The sequence below is a fragment of the Brevundimonas sp. KH_025 genome (genome assembly GCF_057839885.1).
Genome location: NZ_CM174501.1, coordinates 99,339 through 113,846 on the forward strand (window position 1 = coordinate 99,339; position 14,508 = coordinate 113,846).

12 protein-coding genes, 1 tRNA gene and 1 riboswitch are annotated in these 14,508 nt (G+C 69.0%); of the genes, 7 read left to right on the forward strand and 6 right to left on the reverse strand.

From position 1 onward, the window contains the following. The first annotated feature begins 6 nt into the window (after nucleotides 1–6). The gene (gene argF / locus AC3IS2_RS00495) at nucleotides 7–924 is read left to right on the forward strand and encodes an ornithine carbamoyltransferase (RefSeq protein ID WP_489198720.1); all 918 of its coding nucleotides are present in this window, start codon (nucleotides 7–9) and stop codon (nucleotides 922–924) included. A gap of 199 nt (nucleotides 925–1,123) precedes the next feature. Here argF and AC3IS2_RS00500 read toward each other — a convergent pair whose 3' ends face one another. Then, on the reverse strand, nucleotides 1,124–1,336 hold the full coding sequence (locus tag AC3IS2_RS00500) for a hypothetical protein (RefSeq protein ID WP_489198721.1): 213 nt from the start codon (nucleotides 1,334–1,336) through the stop codon (nucleotides 1,124–1,126). A 221-nt stretch (nucleotides 1,337–1,557) separates the two neighbouring features. Here AC3IS2_RS00500 and AC3IS2_RS00505 point away from each other — a divergent pair, with 221 nt between their 5' ends. The 3 genes from AC3IS2_RS00505 to AC3IS2_RS00515 all read left to right on the forward strand — a co-directional run bounded on the left by AC3IS2_RS00505 (nucleotide 1,558) and on the right by AC3IS2_RS00515 (nucleotide 6,202). Continuing rightward, the gene (locus AC3IS2_RS00505) at nucleotides 1,558–4,338 is read left to right on the forward strand and encodes an SEL1-like repeat protein (RefSeq protein ID WP_489198722.1); all 2,781 of its coding nucleotides are present in this window, start codon (nucleotides 1,558–1,560) and stop codon (nucleotides 4,336–4,338) included. A gap of 119 nt (nucleotides 4,339–4,457) precedes the next feature. After that, nucleotides 4,458–5,381, forward strand: coding sequence for a sulfite exporter TauE/SafE family protein (locus tag AC3IS2_RS00510; RefSeq protein WP_489198723.1), 924 nt, complete (start codon nucleotides 4,458–4,460; stop codon nucleotides 5,379–5,381). Continuing rightward, on the forward strand, nucleotides 5,381–6,202 hold the full coding sequence (locus AC3IS2_RS00515; RefSeq protein WP_489198724.1) for a TIGR02186 family protein: 822 nt from the start codon (nucleotides 5,381–5,383) through the stop codon (nucleotides 6,200–6,202). Before AC3IS2_RS00510 ends, AC3IS2_RS00515 begins: the two co-directional genes overlap by 1 nt. Nucleotides 6,203–6,424: 222 nt before the next feature. Here the strand turns inward: AC3IS2_RS00515 and AC3IS2_RS00520 are convergent, their stop codons facing one another. From AC3IS2_RS00520 to AC3IS2_RS00530, 3 genes are all read right to left on the reverse strand, one after another. Further along, nucleotides 6,425–8,596 (reverse strand): 3-hydroxyacyl-CoA dehydrogenase NAD-binding domain-containing protein, encoded by a 2,172-nt coding sequence (locus tag AC3IS2_RS00520; RefSeq protein ID WP_489198725.1) that lies wholly within the window; start codon nucleotides 8,594–8,596, stop codon nucleotides 6,425–6,427. Between the two features lie 16 nt (nucleotides 8,597–8,612). Further along, nucleotides 8,613–9,818 (reverse strand): acetyl-CoA C-acetyltransferase, encoded by a 1,206-nt coding sequence (locus AC3IS2_RS00525; protein ID WP_489198726.1) that lies wholly within the window; start codon nucleotides 9,816–9,818, stop codon nucleotides 8,613–8,615. A gap of 222 nt (nucleotides 9,819–10,040) precedes the next feature. After that, nucleotides 10,041–11,267 carry a PQQ-dependent sugar dehydrogenase gene (locus AC3IS2_RS00530; protein WP_489198727.1) on the reverse strand — a complete coding sequence of 409 codons (1,227 nt, stop codon included), beginning with the start codon at nucleotides 11,265–11,267 and terminating at the stop codon, nucleotides 10,041–10,043. A gap of 195 nt (nucleotides 11,268–11,462) precedes the next feature. On the opposite strand from AC3IS2_RS00530, the gene AC3IS2_RS00535 reads away from it, so the two are divergent. Beyond that, a tRNA-Met gene (locus AC3IS2_RS00535) sits at nucleotides 11,463–11,539 on the forward strand. Between the two features lie 25 nt (nucleotides 11,540–11,564). Here the strand turns inward: AC3IS2_RS00535 and AC3IS2_RS00540 are convergent. Continuing rightward, nucleotides 11,565–11,789, reverse strand: coding sequence for a hypothetical protein (locus AC3IS2_RS00540; protein WP_489198728.1), 225 nt, complete (start codon nucleotides 11,787–11,789; stop codon nucleotides 11,565–11,567). Between the two features lie 83 nt (nucleotides 11,790–11,872). Beyond that, nucleotides 11,873–12,457, reverse strand: a complete 585-nt coding sequence (locus AC3IS2_RS00545) for a manganese efflux pump MntP (protein ID WP_489198729.1) — start codon at nucleotides 12,455–12,457, stop codon at nucleotides 11,873–11,875. A 76-nt stretch (nucleotides 12,458–12,533) separates the two neighbouring features. Continuing rightward, nucleotides 12,534–12,633, reverse strand: a riboswitch (yybP-ykoY riboswitch). Nucleotides 12,634–12,747: 114 nt separating this feature from the next. Between AC3IS2_RS00545 and rlmN the strand changes: the two genes are divergently transcribed. Continuing rightward, nucleotides 12,748–13,926, forward strand: coding sequence for a dual-specificity RNA methyltransferase RlmN (rlmN, locus tag AC3IS2_RS00550; protein WP_489198730.1), 1,179 nt, complete (start codon nucleotides 12,748–12,750; stop codon nucleotides 13,924–13,926). Between the two features lie 131 nt (nucleotides 13,927–14,057). Further along, nucleotides 14,058–14,501, forward strand: a complete 444-nt coding sequence (locus tag AC3IS2_RS00555; protein ID WP_489200072.1) for a DUF350 domain-containing protein — start codon at nucleotides 14,058–14,060, stop codon at nucleotides 14,499–14,501. The last annotated feature ends 7 nt before the right edge of the window (nucleotides 14,502–14,508 follow it).

A 14,508-nucleotide genomic window follows, 5' to 3' on the forward strand; every position in this document is an offset into this window, starting at 1 on the left:
TTAGATATGGTCCGTCACTTCCTCGACATCCATCGGCTGGACGCGGCCGATCTGCGCGCCATTCTGGACGACGCTCACGCCCGCAAGCAGGCGCGCAAGGGCTGGCCCCAGGGGCGTCCCGACGCCGATGCGCCGGGCAAGGACCGCGTCCTGGCCATGATCTTCGAGAAGAATTCGACGCGCACCCGCTTCAGCTTCGACGCCGCCATTCGTCAGCTGGGCGGCTCGGCCATCATCGCCACGGCCTCCGACATGCAACTGGGCCGCGGGGAGCCGGTCGAGGACACGGCCAAGGTCCTGTCGCGCATGGTCGACGCGGTGATGATCCGTGCCAACGACCATGAGGACGTCGAACGCTTCGCCCGCGTCTCAAGCGTGCCGGTGGTCAACGGTCTGACCGACCGCAGCCACCCGTGCCAGATCCTGGCCGACCTGCTGACGATCGAGGAGCACATGGGCCCGGTCGCGGGCAAGACCATCGCCTGGGTCGGCGACGGCAACAACGTCTGCCACAGCTTCATGCACGCGGCGGCCAAGTTCGGCTTCCGCCTGAACGTCGCCTGCCCGGCGGAATACCACCCCGACCTGCGCGATCTGGAGAAGGGCGGCGCTCACGTCCACCTGACCTCGGACCCGCGCGAGGCCGTGGTCGGCGCCGACGTGGTCGTCACCGACACCTGGGTGTCGATGGGGGATCAGGACTACGAGGCGCGCCTGGCCGCCTTCGAGCCCTATACCGTCGACGAGGCCCTGATGGGTCTGGCGGCGCCCGACGCCGTCTTCCTGCACTGCCTGCCGGCTCACCGAGGCGAGGAAGTCACCGACGCCGTCATCGACGGGCCGCAGTCGCTGATCTGGGACGAGGCCGAGAACCGCATCCACGCCCAGAAGGCGGTTCTTGCTTGGTGTTTCGCAGGCGACTGAAGTCGCCGTTTTGAGCGGCCCTACCGCGCTTCGCGCTGCTTGAGGGCCGCTTCCTGCTTTCCTCCCCACTTTGTGGGGAGGGGGACCGCGTAGCGGTGGAGGGGGCGGCGCAGGCGTCAGCCGTCGAGTCGCCTCCTCTGTCATGTCATCTCAGGCGCCGCGCAACCCCCACCCATGCAATGGGGAGGCCGTCGCGCCCTCAGTAGGGCGAGGGGAAGGTCCGGCCGCTCAGCGTCGAGACCAGGTGGATCAGCAGCAGGAAGTTCAGCGCCCCCGCGACCAGCATGATGAAACGCCACGGCATCATGCGCGGCCCCCTGGTCAGGTCCGGCGGACGCGCGCCGCGCCAGCCGGAAAAGACGGCGACGGCGCTCGAGGCGGCCAGCAGGATCAAGGTCAGCGAAGGGCTCATGGCGAGGGCAGGTGGCGTCTGAGGCGCCGCTTCGCAAGCTGAAATCTTGCGAGAAGATGAATCTAAACGCGACGTTAACCATGTCGGCGTGAAAAGCGCCTGACCGCGAACAAGCGCTGCCGGTGATTCCTTCGCCCAGGCGCCATATATTGCGGTTAACGACACGTTTACACGCTTGATCTGGAGCGGTAGCGTCCCACAAAGGCTCGGGAGGCGAATCAGTGAGCGCAGCAGCGCCGTGGAGCGTGAAGGGGATCGACCCCAAGGCTCGCGAGATCGCCAAGGACCTTGCGCGCCGTTCGGGCATGACGCTCGGCGAGTGGCTGAATTCCATGATCATGGATGAGCCGGACGAGGACGAGGACGTCACGCCCTTGCCGCGCCGCACGCCCATTCCCGATCCCTATGACCGCCGCAGCCGCTCGCGCCGCCTGGACGACGTCTACGGCGTCGAGGACGAGGGGGCGGGCCGTCTCGGAGCGTCCATCGAGGTCATCGCCGGACGCCTGGAAGCCGCCGAGCGCCGCTCGACCATCGCCATCCAGGGCGTCGATCAGGCCGTGGTCGGCCTGGTGCGTCGCCTGGAGAAGCAGGACGAGATCGGCCTGGGCTACGCCCGCCGCATCGACGACATCGCCGACGAACTGCGCGAGGGCCACAAGCGTCTGCGCCGTTTCGAGCAGGAAACCGGCCCGAAGACCGAGGAAGGCTTCGCCAAGCTGGACGCCGCCCTCGGCGCCGTCTCCAGCCGTCTGTTCGACCTGGACGAGCGTCAGCGCACCACCATCGGCGACCTGCGCGGACGGATGGAGGCCATCGAGAAGGCCGCCGGACCGGGGCCTGGCACGGACGTCCTGGCCCAGGTGGGGTTGCGTCTGGACGAGGCGCAGGATCGCACGTCGGAGGCCCTGAAGGGGTTGGAGCGGTCGTTCGCGGCCCTGGACCTGCGTCTGCGCGACGCCGAGAGCCGGATCGAGCCCGAGCACGCCCGCGAGGCCGCCCGCTTCGAGAAGCTGGCCGAGACCCTGACTCGTCAGGTCGAGAGCAGCCGCGGCGAGATGATGCGCCGTCTCGACGTGGCCGAGACCGAGGGGCGGGTGGAGCGCGTCGAGCGCGCCCTGGCCGCCGTCGGCGATCAGACCCGCGCCGCCGAGCAGCGCTCGGCCGACGCCGTCGAGGCCATGGGCCGCGAGGTCCTGCGCATCGCCCAGAACCTGAACGCGCGGGTCGAGAAGGTCGAGACCGGCGGCGCCGCCGGCGAGCAGATCGAAGTGCTCGGCAAGGCCCTGAACGAGAAGCTGGACCGCGACATGGGCCGCTACGTCCAGGCGATGGACCAGCGCATCACCCGGTCCGACGACCAGCACGCCCTGGCGCTGGAACGGCTGGGCGGTGAAATCACCCGCATCTCGGACCGCCTCAGCGAACGCATCGCCCAGTCGGAGCGCCGTTCGGCCCAGGCCCTGGACGACATCGGCCGTCGTCTGGCCGAGAACACCGACAAGATCGAGCAGCGCTACGACCGCGCCTCGGGCGACCTGGCCGAGCGGATGCGTCAGAGCGAGGATCGCACCGCGCGCCTGCTGGCCGAGGCCCGCGAAAGCATGGAGCAGCGTGGGACCCGCGCCGGTCGCCGCGAGACTCCGCTGGAAAGCCCCGAGCCGACCCCGTGGAGTCCGGCCGAGAGCGCGAGCGGCGACTGGCGCGCCGCCGCCTTCGCCGATTCGGTCGATGACTGGTCCGACGACACCCTGGGCGGGGCTCTGGACGCCGCGCCCTTCCCCGCGCCGCTGACGTCCGACCCCGAGCCGGCCTTCGCCGACCCGCTCGAGATCGAGTCCGTCGCGCCCGCGCCGTTCGGCTCCAGCCCGGAACCGGCGCGCTTCGGCTCGATCTCGACCGATCTCGCGCTTGAGGCCGAGCCGGCCTTCGACGACTTCGGCGGCGCCGACGTCAGCGATGTTCTGGACGAGCCGCCGGTCGGCGGCCTGCCGCCGCTGGTCGATAGTCCGGCGGACGACGGCGGCTTCTCCGCCGAGAACGACTTCATCGACCCCGCGGCCTTGCAGGCGGGGGCGGCGGCGGGCCGCGCGGCCTCGACCCGCGACACCCTGGACGCCGCCCGCGCCGCCCTGACGCCGGCCGCCGACGAACCGCGCCAGGCCTTCGGCCTGAAGATGAAGCGCGGCGGCAAGTCCAAGCTGCAGGAGCGTCTGGACAAGCAGGCGTCGCGCGAAAGCTCGACCCTTCGCAAGACCCTGGGCGCCTCGGCCGTGGCGGCTTTGGTCATGGGCGGGGGCTACGCCTCGCTGCAACTGGCCGAAGGCTCGGGCCTGATCCTGCCGGACATGGCGGCCCTGACGGGCGGCGCGCCCGCCGCGGCGACGCCGGCCGCGACGCCGCTGGCGGCGGTGGCTCTGGACGCCGCGCCGACCGACGCGGTGCCGTCGCCCGACGTGGCGGCGACCGAGGGGGCGGCCCTGTTCGCCCGCGCGGCTCAACTGCTCGACAACGGCGACGACAGCGGTCTGGAGACGCTGAAGCGCGCGGCGGACCTGGGTCATGCGGGCGCGCAACTGCGGCTGGCCGGTCTCTATCAGGAGGGCGGCGCCGGCCTGGCGCCCGATCCGGTCGAGGCGCGCACCTGGGCGCGACGCGCGGCCGAGGGCGGCGAGCCACGGGCCATGCACTACTACGCCATGCAACTGTACGACGGCGAAGGCGGCGCACGGAACCGCGTCGAGGCCCTGACCTGGCTCAAGAAGGCCGCCGAGGCCGGCCGCGTCGACAGCCAGTACAACGTCGCTCGCCTCTATGAGCAAGGCGACGAGGGCGTGGCCCCCAACGCGACCGAAGCCTTCAAATGGTACATGATCGCGGCCCGACGCGGCGACCAGCAGGCGCTGGCGGCGGTGCAGCGGCTGACGCCGGCGACCTCGGCCGAGACGCGCCGCGTCGCACGCGAAGCCGCCGACGCCTTCACGGTCGAGCCGGTCGCGTAACGGGCTGAGGCGAACACGCAGGGCGGGGGTGGCGGTTCGTCGCAGCCCTCGCTAAGACCAGAAGCCTAGTCGCCTTTCCGGCGCTGTTCTGCGTTCCCTTCCAGCCGAAGGCGCGTGCCGTGGATATTTACCTGCCGATCGCCGAGGTTTCGGTGAACTGGCCGTTCCTGGTTCTGCTGGGCGCGCTGGTCGGCTTTGTCTCGGGCCTGTTCGGCATCGGCGGCGGCTTCCTGATGGCGCCTGTCCTTGTCTTCATGGGCATCCCCCCGACCGTGGCCGTCGCCAGCCAGGCCAGCCACGTCGTCGCCTCCTCGACCTCGGGCGTCATCCGCTATTCGGGCATGAAGGCGGTCGACTACCGCATCGGCGGCATCATGGCCGTCGGCGGGGCCCTGGGCGCGCTCGCGGGCGTCGAGCTGTTCCGCTACCTGCGGCTGCTGGGGCAGGCCGATCTGGTGGTGGCCCTGTCCTATCTGATCTTCCTCGGCGCCATCGGCAGCATGATGCTGTACGAAAGTCTGACGCAGATCCTCTATCGCGTCCGGGGCGAGACCCCGCCGCGCAAGGAACGCCGCCGCCCCATGTGGCTGTACGGCCTGCCGTTCCGCATGCGCTTCCCGCGCTCGGGCCTCTATATCAGCGCCATTCCGCCCTTCGGCCTGGGCGTCTTCGCCGGGATCCTGTCGGCCATCATGGGGGTGGGCGGCGGCTTCATCCTGGTCCCGGCCATGCTCTATGTGCTGCGGATGCGGGCCGGCGTCGTGGTCGGGACCAGCCTGTTCCAGATCATCATCACCACGGCTGTCACCACCATCCTGCAGGCCGGGCGCAACCAGACGGTGGACATCGTCCTGTCGACCATCCTGCTGCTGGGCGGGGTCGTGGGAGCCCAGTTCGGGGCCAGGCTGTCGGGACGGTTCCGCGCCGAGGAGATGCGCGCGGCGCTCGGCCTGATCGTGCTGCTGGTCGGCATCCAGATGGGGCTGGAGCTGTTCGTGCGGCCCAGCGACCTCTTCCTGCTGGCGCCGGGGGTGGGGGACTGATGTTCCAGGTCCTGCCGCCCGAACCCGCGCCCGTCGTCGTTCCGGCTGAAGTCGGCGCGGTTGAGCGCTCGGTCGCCACCGAGGGCGAGGTGCGCGTCGCCGCCGCCCTGACCGACGCCCAGGTCAAGGTCGACTCCAGCTTCCGCGGCGCCTCCATCGTCCTGTATGGCGCGGTGTTCAATCCGACCGACGTGCCCGCCGACGTGGTGGTGGTGGTACGCGGGCCGGACGCCCCGGTGCGTCTGGTCAAGAAGACCCGCAACATGGGCGTCTGGCTGAACAGCCGGCCGGTCCTGTTCGAGGGCGCGCCCGGCTTCTACATGACCGCCTCGACCCGGCCGCTGTCGGACGTGGCCGATTTCGGCCAGCTGCGGCGGCTCGGCGTCGGCGTCGATCACCTGCGCATCGACGCGCCGCAGGAAAGCCGCACCGTCACCCGCTACGGCGTGCGCGACGTGGTGGTCAGCCGTCTGGGCGAGAATTACCTAGACTGGCGCCGCGCCGTGATCCGGCTGAAGGAGGCGGCGGCCCTCTATGACACCGATCCCGCCGGGGTCGAGTTCGTCGACAAGGGCCTGTTCCGCGCCGAGGTCGAGCTGCCGACTGTGGCCCCGACCGGCAAATACTACGCCGAGGTCTGGCTGTTCCAGGAGGGGGCGCCGGTCTCGGTGTCCAACCTGACCCTGAGCGTCGAGAAGGTCGGGCTGGAGCGCGACATCTATGAGTTCGCCCACCGTAGGCCGTGGTCCTACGGCGTGCTGTGCGTGATCCTGGCGGCGCTGACGGGCTATGCCGCGTCGCGGGTGTTCAGGAGCCGTTGATCCGCCTTGATCCGTCATCCCGGCCAAGCGGCGAAGCCGCGCAGAGCCGGGACCGCCCAAGGCGCCGCCGCTTCTTGCGGTCCCGGATAAGCGCTGCGCGCTTTCCGGGATGACGGGCAAGGGGTGCGCTCACGCAGCAAGCGACCGCGTCGCGAGCGATAGCCCAAAAAGAAAGGGCGGCTCGAAGGAGCCGCCCTTTCCGTTTTCAGCCGATCGTGAAGATCAGGCCGCCTTCTTCTCCGGGGCGAAGCGGCCGTAGAAGGTCTCGCCCTTGGCGGCCATCTCGCGCAGCAGTTCGGGGACCTTGAAGCGGTCGCCGTAGGTCGCCGCCAGACGGTCGGCGGTCTCGACGAAGGCCTTGAGGCCGGTCTGGTCGATCAGGGTGATCGGGCCGCCCGACCAGGGCGCGAAGCCCCAGCCCAGGATGGCGCCCAGGTCGGCTTCACGCGGGTCGTCGATGACGCCCTCGGCCCAGCAGCGGGCGACCTCGACGGCCTGACGATAGAGCAGGCGCGTCTTCAGCTCCTCGACCAGTTCCGGGGTCGAGTCGTCGAACTTGACCGGGGCAAGTTCCGACAGGCCCGCCCACAGGGTCTTGGGCTTGGCAGCGTAGTCGTAGAAGCCCTTGCCGTTCTTACGGCCATAGCGACCGCCCTCGACCATCCTGGCGACGATGTCGGCGCCCTCGGCCGGGACATAGGCGTCGCCCAGGTCGATCGCCGTCTGCTTGGCGATCTTGTAGGACAGGTCCAGAGCAACGTCGTCGTGCATTTCCAGCGGGCCGCGCGGCATGCCGGTCATGCGGCCGACGTTGTCGATCAGGGCCGGGGCATATCCTTCCTCGAGCATGGCCATGCCCTCCATCAGGAAGGTCGAGAAGCAGCGCGAGGTGTAGAAGCCGCGGCTGTCGTTGACGACGATCGGCGTCTTCTTGATCTTCAGGACGTAGTCGATGGCCTTGGCGATGGCGGCCGGGCCGGTCTTCTCGCCCAGGATGATCTCGACCAGCATCATCTTGTCGACGGGCGAGAAGAAGTGGATGCCGATGAAGTCCTCGGGGCGAACCGAGGCCTCGGCCAGGCCGGTGATCGGCAGGGTCGAGGTGTTGGAGCCGAAGATCGCGCCTTCAACCAGTTGCGCCTCGGCGCGCTTGGTCACATCGGCCTTGATCTCGCGGTTTTCGAACACGGCCTCGATGACCAGGTCCGAGCCCTTGATGTGGTCGTAGTCGGTGGTGGCGGTGACGAGAGCCAGGGTGGCGTCGAACTTCTCCTGGGTCATCTGGCCGCGCGACAGGCGCTTCTTCAGCAGTTCCTCGACATGGGCCTTGCCCTTGTCGGCGGCTTCCTGGGTCTGGTCGATCAGGACGGTCTCGATGCCGGCCATGACCTGAACATAGGCCACGCCCGCGCCCATCATGCCGGCGCCCAGCACCGTCACCTTCTTGGCGTCAGACTTGGGCACGCCCGCCGGACGCACGGCGCCCTTGTCCAGTTCCTGCTTGGACAGGAAGAGGCTGCGGATCATGGCCTGGGCCTGCGGCGTCATCAGGGTCTTGATGAAGTAGCGGGTCTCGATGCGCAGGGCCGCATCCATCGGCACTTGAACGCCTTCATAGACGGCCTTCATCAGGTTGGTCGCGGCGGGATAGTTGCCGTAGGTCTGCTTGCGGATCATCGCATTGCCGACCAGGAAGTTCTGGATGCCGGCCGGGTGATAGGGGCCGCCGCCGGGCAGTTTGAAGGACTTGTCGTCCCACGGCTGGACGGCCTTGCCGCCGTTCTTGATCCAGGTCTTGGCGGCCTCGACCGACTGACCCTTTTCGACGATCTCGTGGACGATGCCCGCGCCCTTGGCGTCGTTCGGACGGAAGGACTTGCCCTCCGTCATGGCCATCATCGCCGGCTGCACGCCGATCAGGCGCGTCAGGCGCTGGGTGCCGCCGCCGCCGGGGAAGAGGCCGACCTTGATCTCGGGCAGGCCCAACTGGATCTTGTTGTCGTTCTCGACCACGCGATAGTGGCAGGCCAGCGTCAGCTCCAGGCCGCCGCCCAGCGCCAGGCCGTTGATGGCCGCCGCCACCGGCTTGCCGCAGGTTTCCAGCGCGCGCAGGGCGCCGTTCATCTTCCAGCCGGCGTCATAGGCGTCCTGCAGGCTGGCGCCGCCGATCATGCCCCCGGCGATGTCGCCCAGGTCGGCTCCGGCGCAGAAGCCCGAGGTCTTGCCCGAGGTGATGACCGCGCCCTTGATGGCGTCGTCGGTCTTGATGCGTTCCACCAGCTGCGGAATCTCGGCCATGACGGACGAGGTCAGGGTGTTCATCGAGCGCCTGGGGACGTCGAAGGTGATCAGGGCGACGCCGTCGGCGTCCACGTCGATCTTGAAGTTTTCCATGGTCAGTCGCTCCCGATCAGACGCGTTCGATGACGGTGGCGGTGCCCATGCCGCCGCCGATGCACAGGGTGATGAGGGCGGTTTCCTTGTCCGAGCGTTCCAGCTCGTCCAGCACCACGCCGGTGATCATGGCGCCGGTGGCGCCGAGCGGGTGGCCCATGGCGATGGCGCCGCCGCAGACGTTGATCTTGTCGTGCGGGATGTCGAGCGCCTGCATGTAGCGCAGGACGACGGCGGCGAAGGCCTCGTTCAGTTCATAGAGGTCGATGTCGGTCGACTTCATGCCCAGGCGGCCCAGCAGCTTGTGGGTCACGAACTCGGGGCCGGTCAGCATGATCGACGGCTCCGAGCCGATCGAGGCGGCGCCGCGGATCTTGGCGCGCGGTTTCAGGCCCAGGGCCTTGCCGGCTTCCAGCGAACCGATCAGGACGCCCGCCGAACCGTCGACGATGCCCGAAGAGTTGCCGGGGGTGTGGACGTGGTTGACGCGCTCGACCTCGGGGTAGCGCTGGTTGATCACGCTGTCGAAGGCCATCTCGCCCATCATGGCGAAGGAGGCGTTCAGCGCGCCGAGCGTCTGCATGTCCGTGTTCGGACGAATGGTCTCGTCATGGTCCAGGCGGACCAGACCCAGCTGGTCCTTGACCGGCACGACCGACTTCTTGAAGCGGCCCTCGGCCCAGGACTGGGCGGCGCGCTTGTGGCTCTCGACCGAATAGGCGTCCACGTCGGCGCGGCTGAAGCCCCACTTGGAGGCGATCATGTCGGCCGAGACGCCCTGCGGCACGAAATAGGTGGCGAAGGCCGAGGACGGATCGACCGGCCAGGCGCCGCCGTCCGAGCCCATCGGCACGCGGCTCATGGCCTCGACGCCGCCGCCGACGGCGAAATCGGCCTCGCCGGACTTCACCTTGGCGGCCGCCATGTTCACGGCTTCCAGGCCCGAGGCGCAGAAGCGGTTGATCTGCACGCCCGCCGTGGCCTGGGACCAGCCGGCGTTCAGCACGGCGGTGCGGGCGATGTCGGCGCCCTGCTCGCCCACCGGCGAGACACAGCCGAGGATGACGTCGTCCACCTTGGAGGTGTCCAGGCCGTTGCGGTCGCGGATCGCCTCCAGCACCTGCGTCGCCAGCGACAGGGCGGTGATCTCGTGAAGCGAGCCGTCCTTCTTGCCCTTGCCGCGCGGGGTGCGCACGGCGTCGTAGATGTAGGCGTCGGCCATGAATGTCTCTCTTGCTTCTAGGGTCCCTGTCGCTTGGCGCGCGGCGCCTCGCTGCTTGAGGGACGGGTCTGGAATTGAAACTTGGTGCGTAGAAACCCGACGTTTACGTCAACGTCAAGTAACAAGGCGCGTGAGGCTGTCGGCCGCCCCGCTGTCGGACGAAACACCCCGACCCGTTCATCCCCGCCTCTGCGGGGATGAACGGATTTATGAAGGCGGCGCCTATTGCTTCGAAAGCCGCACCAGCTTGCCGTCTTCCTCGTCGGTGATGATCCAGACGGCGCCGTCGGCGGCGACGGCCACGTCGCGGATGCGGGCGTTCAGGTCGGTCAGCAGCCGCTCCTCGCCGACGACGCGGTCGTTCTCCAGCACCAGCCGCGCCAGCTGCTTGCCGCCCAGGCCCGTGACCAGCAGGTTGCCGCGCCAGCCGGGGAACATGGCCCCGCTGTAGAAGGTCATGCCGCCCGGCGCGATGACCGGGTCCCAGTAATAGACCGGCTGCTCGGTGCCCTCCCGGACCGTAACGGCGTCGGGAATGGCCTGGCCGCTGTATTCGATGCCGTAGGCGACGCCGGGCCAGCCGTAGTTCTTGCCGGCCTGGTCCAGATTGATCTCGTCGCCGCCGCGCGTGCCGTGCTCGACGGTCCAGATGGCGCCCGTGCCCGGCTGGACGGCGACGCCCTGCATGTTGCGGTGGCCCAGCGACCAGATTTCCGGCCGCGCGCCTTCGCGCCCGACGAAGGGGTTGTCGGACGGCACGCTGCCGTCGGCGTTGATGCGGATGGTCTTGCCCATGTGCGAGCCCAGGTCCTGCGCCTGGGGCCGCATCGGCTTGTCGGAGCGCTCGCCCAGGGTGATGAACAGCTTGCCGTCGGGCGCAAAGGCCAGCGACGAGCCGAAATGCTTGTCGCCGTCATAGGTGGGCTGGGCGTGGAAGAGGACCTGGACGTTCTCGACCCGGGTCAGGTCGTCGGACAGGCGGCCGCGCGCCACGGCGGTGCCGTTGCCGCCCTCCCGAGGCTCCGCATAGGACCAATAGATCATTCGGTCCTGAGTGAAGGTCGGGCTGATGATGACGTCCAGCAGCCCGCCCTGACCGCGCGCGGCGACGGCGGGCAGGCCGGCGATGGGGTCGCCGATCCGGCCCTGGGCGCTGACCACCCGCATCCGGCCGGGCTTCTCCGTCACCAGCCATTGACCGTCCGGCAGCAGGGCCAGACCCCAGGGGTGGACCAGGCCCGAGGCCACGGTGCTGTGGCTCAGCGCCGCCTCGGTGCGCACACCCGGTGCGCGGGTCTGACCCTCGAAGGCCGGCTTCTGGTCCGGGTTGTTGGCAGGGCGGGTCTCGACCGGCGCGCCGGATGCGGCGGGCGCATCCTGCCCATTGGCCCCGCAGGCGGCGGCGAGAACGAGGAGCGAGGCGGAAGCGGCGAGGGCGATCGGGCGCATGAGGCTCTCCTGAACAGCAGATGTTGCAATCCAGAATGGAGCCTCGCCGTTCCGTGCGCGAGCCGAATCCGTCCGCGACGCGCCGTCCCGCGCGATTTCCCTGTCGAAGCGGCTTGAACCCGACCGAAGGCGGCGATATACGCACGCCTCTCGCGCCTCCCGGTCGTCACCGACCTTGTGCGAGGTCCCGTAAGGGGTTGGGTAGCTCAGATGGTTAGAGCGGTGGATTCATAACCCACAGGTCGGCGGTTCGATCCCGCCTCCAACCACCACGGATTTCCCGGTCAGGGTCGCATTCTAGCCCTGCGGAATGCGCGTGGCGGCGCCGGTGATCTTGCACACATAGTCAGTCTGCGGGCGGCCGGTCTGGGCGCCGGAGGGGGCCAGGATGCCGCCGCGCGCGGTGCACTCTGCGCTCAGCTTGTCCATTTCTTCCTGATAGGTGGGGAAGGTCTTGCCCGTGGCGCAGGCGCCGAGAGCCAGGGGGGCGACGAGGGCGACGAGGACGAGGGCGGCGCGCATGACGAGACTCCTTGCAGTTGTCGGCTTAACGATTGGCCGGAGGCGGACGTTCCGCCAGCCGCGCCCCCGACGCAAGACCCGTTTCAGAGCGTCAGCACGCCCAGGTGCTCCAGCAGGATCTTGAGGCCCAGGGCGATCAGGGCGACGCCGCCCACCAGCTCGACGATCTTGCCCAGCCGCGTTCCCGCCGCCTTGCCGATCAGCAGGCCCAGGGTGGCCAGGCTGAAGGTGGTGAAGCCGATACAGGCGGCGATCAGCCAGATGTTGGAGCCCAGAAGCGCCAGGCCGACGCCGACCGCGCCGGCGTCGATGCTGGTGCCGACAGCGGTGGCGACCAGGGCGACCAGGCCGCGCGACAGGGCTTTCTTGGCCTCGGCTTCCTCTTCGGCCTCGTCTTCGGGCTTCAGCGCCTCCCAGATCATCTTGCCGCCGACCGCGCCCAGCAGACCGAAGGCGATCCAGTGATCGACGGCTTCGACGAAGCTGGCGGCGGCGACGCCCAGGGCGAAGCCGATCAGGGGAGTGATGGCCTCGATCACGCCGAACACCAGGCCTGAGCGCAGGGCTTGCGGCAGGGTGGGGCGGTGCTGCGCCCCCCGGCCGATGGCGGCGGCGAAGGCGTCGGCGGACATGCTGAGCGACAGGACGGCGATGGCGATGGGGGTCAAGACGATACTCAGCCGGGCGCGTGACAGCACGTCCGGGCGCAGGCCGGCTCGGCCCCCGGATCGTGCTGGTCTCGCTAGGCGGAACGGATCCGCTGATCGCGCCATGCCTCCGTGCGGAGGCAAGTGTGTTGACGCGATCCCGGCTGACAGACGCCGGAAGCTACTCCCCAACGCGGCCCCTCTAGCGGCTGAGACCGCGAGGTTCAACCCCGCCGGGCTGGCCGGAGGCGACAAGACGCCCCATCTGTGCTAGACGCGTCTTCCTCCCCATCGCCGCAGGATATCCAGCCTTGAGCATCACGCTCGACCTTTCGCGTGCTTCCGCCCCGGTTAAAGCCCCCGTCAACCTGTCCGGTCTGACGCGCGAGGGTCTGCGCCAGGCGTTGATCGACGCGAACATCTGCCCGCCCGAAAAGGCCAAGATGCGCGCCTCGCAGGTGTGGCGCTGGATCCACCACTACGGCGTCACCGACTTCGCCCTGATGAGCGACATCGGCAAGGAGACCCGCGCGGCCCTGGCCGAGGCCTTCACCCTGGCCCGCCCCGAGATCGTCGAGCGTCAGGTGTCCAAGGACGGCACGCGCAAGTACCTGATCCGCACCGCGCCGGGCATCGAGGTCGAGGCCGTCTATATTCCCGACGTGGGCCGGGCCGGCGCCCTGTGCGTCTCGTCCCAGGTCGGCTGCACCCTGAACTGCACCTTCTGCCACACCGGCACGCAGAAGCTGGTCCGCAACCTGACCACGGCCGAGATCGTGGCCCAGGTCCAGGTGGCGCGCGACGACCTGGACGAATGGCCGTCGCCCAAGGAAGACCGCCGCCTGTCCAACATTGTCTTCATGGGCATGGGCGAGCCGCTCTACAATCTGGACAATGTCGCCGACGCCATCGACATCATTTCGGACAACGAGGGCATCGCCCTGTCGCGGCGCCGCATCACCGTCTCGACCTCGGGCGTGGTGCCGCAGCTGCACGCTCTGGGCGAGCGCACCGCCGCCATGCTGGCCATCAGCCTGCACGCCACCAACGACGCCCTGCGCGACGTCCTGGTGCCGCTGAACAAGAAGTATCCGCTGGAACAGCTGATGGCCGGCATCCGCGCCTATCCGGGTCTGGCCAACACGCGCCGGGTGACGTTCGAATACGTAATGCTGAAGGGCGTCAACGACAGCCCGGACGAGGCCCGCGCCCTGGTCAAGCTGATCGAGGGCATCCCCTCCAAGGTCAACCTGATCCCGTTCAACCCCTGGCCCGGCACGGACTACGAGTGCTCGGACTGGAAAACCATCGAACGCTTCGCCGCCATTCTGAACAAGGCCGGTTATGCCTCGCCCATCCGCACCCCGCGCGGCCGCGACATCCTGGCCGCCTGCGGCCAGCTGAAGTCCGAGAGCGAGAAGCAGCGGGCGTCGGCCCGGATCAAGGCCGAGCGGGCCGAGGTCGCCGCAGACGACAGCGCGGCGGCTTGATCGGTTTTGTGCGGATAACGCCGTTTTCCTTGGCGGGTGTGGCGCCTCTGCCCTAGCGGAGCCGGACGCGCTTGGGCATGGCTGTTTTGCTTTCGTTCCGTTTTCAGCAGGGGGCTGCGGGCTCGCACATCATGGACTCGTCGTCTCTGCCCAGCGTGCTGTCGAGTCCCGAGGTCCAGGCCTTCGCCACCGGCTTTCCGATCCTGGTCCTGCATCTGATCGTGACCTTCGGCCTCCTGGCCATGGGGGCGACCGTCTATGCCCTGCTGACGCCGTGGCGCGAGGTGGCGCTGATCCGTCAGGGCAATCCCGCCGCCGCCGTGGCCTTCTCCGGGGTGCTGGTCGGGCTGGCGATTCCGCTGGCGACCTCTTTGTCGACCTCGACCTCGATCCGCGACATCGCCATCTGGGGCGTGGCGACGGTGGTGCTGCAACTGCTGGCCTTCCGCGTCGTCGATCTGCTGCTGACCGGCCTGCCGCAGCGGATCGAAAAGGGCGAGATGGCCGCCGCCGTGGTGCTGGCGGGCGCCAAGCTGGCCACGGCCCTGATCCTGGCCGCCGCCCTGACGGGCTGAGGCGGCG

Coding starts and splice junctions, on each gene's coding strand:
- argF (WP_489198720.1), top strand. CDS start 7: ATGGTCCGTCACTTCCTCGACATCCATCGGCTGGACGCGGCCGATCTG.
- AC3IS2_RS00500 (WP_489198721.1), bottom strand. CDS start 1,336: ATGAGCCCTTCGCTGACCTTGATCCTGCTGGCCGCCTCGAGCGCCGTC.
- AC3IS2_RS00515 (WP_489198724.1), top strand. CDS start 5,381: ATGTTCCAGGTCCTGCCGCCCGAACCCGCGCCCGTCGTCGTTCCGGCT.
- AC3IS2_RS00520 (WP_489198725.1), bottom strand. CDS start 8,596: ATGGAAAACTTCAAGATCGACGTGGACGCCGACGGCGTCGCCCTGATC.
- AC3IS2_RS00525 (WP_489198726.1), bottom strand. CDS start 9,818: ATGGCCGACGCCTACATCTACGACGCCGTGCGCACCCCGCGCGGCAAG.
- AC3IS2_RS00530 (WP_489198727.1), bottom strand. CDS start 11,267: ATGCGCCCGATCGCCCTCGCCGCTTCCGCCTCGCTCCTCGTTCTCGCC.
- AC3IS2_RS00540 (WP_489198728.1), bottom strand. CDS start 11,789: ATGCGCGCCGCCCTCGTCCTCGTCGCCCTCGTCGCCCCCCTGGCTCTC.
- AC3IS2_RS00555 (WP_489200072.1), top strand. CDS start 14,058: ATGGACTCGTCGTCTCTGCCCAGCGTGCTGTCGAGTCCCGAGGTCCAG.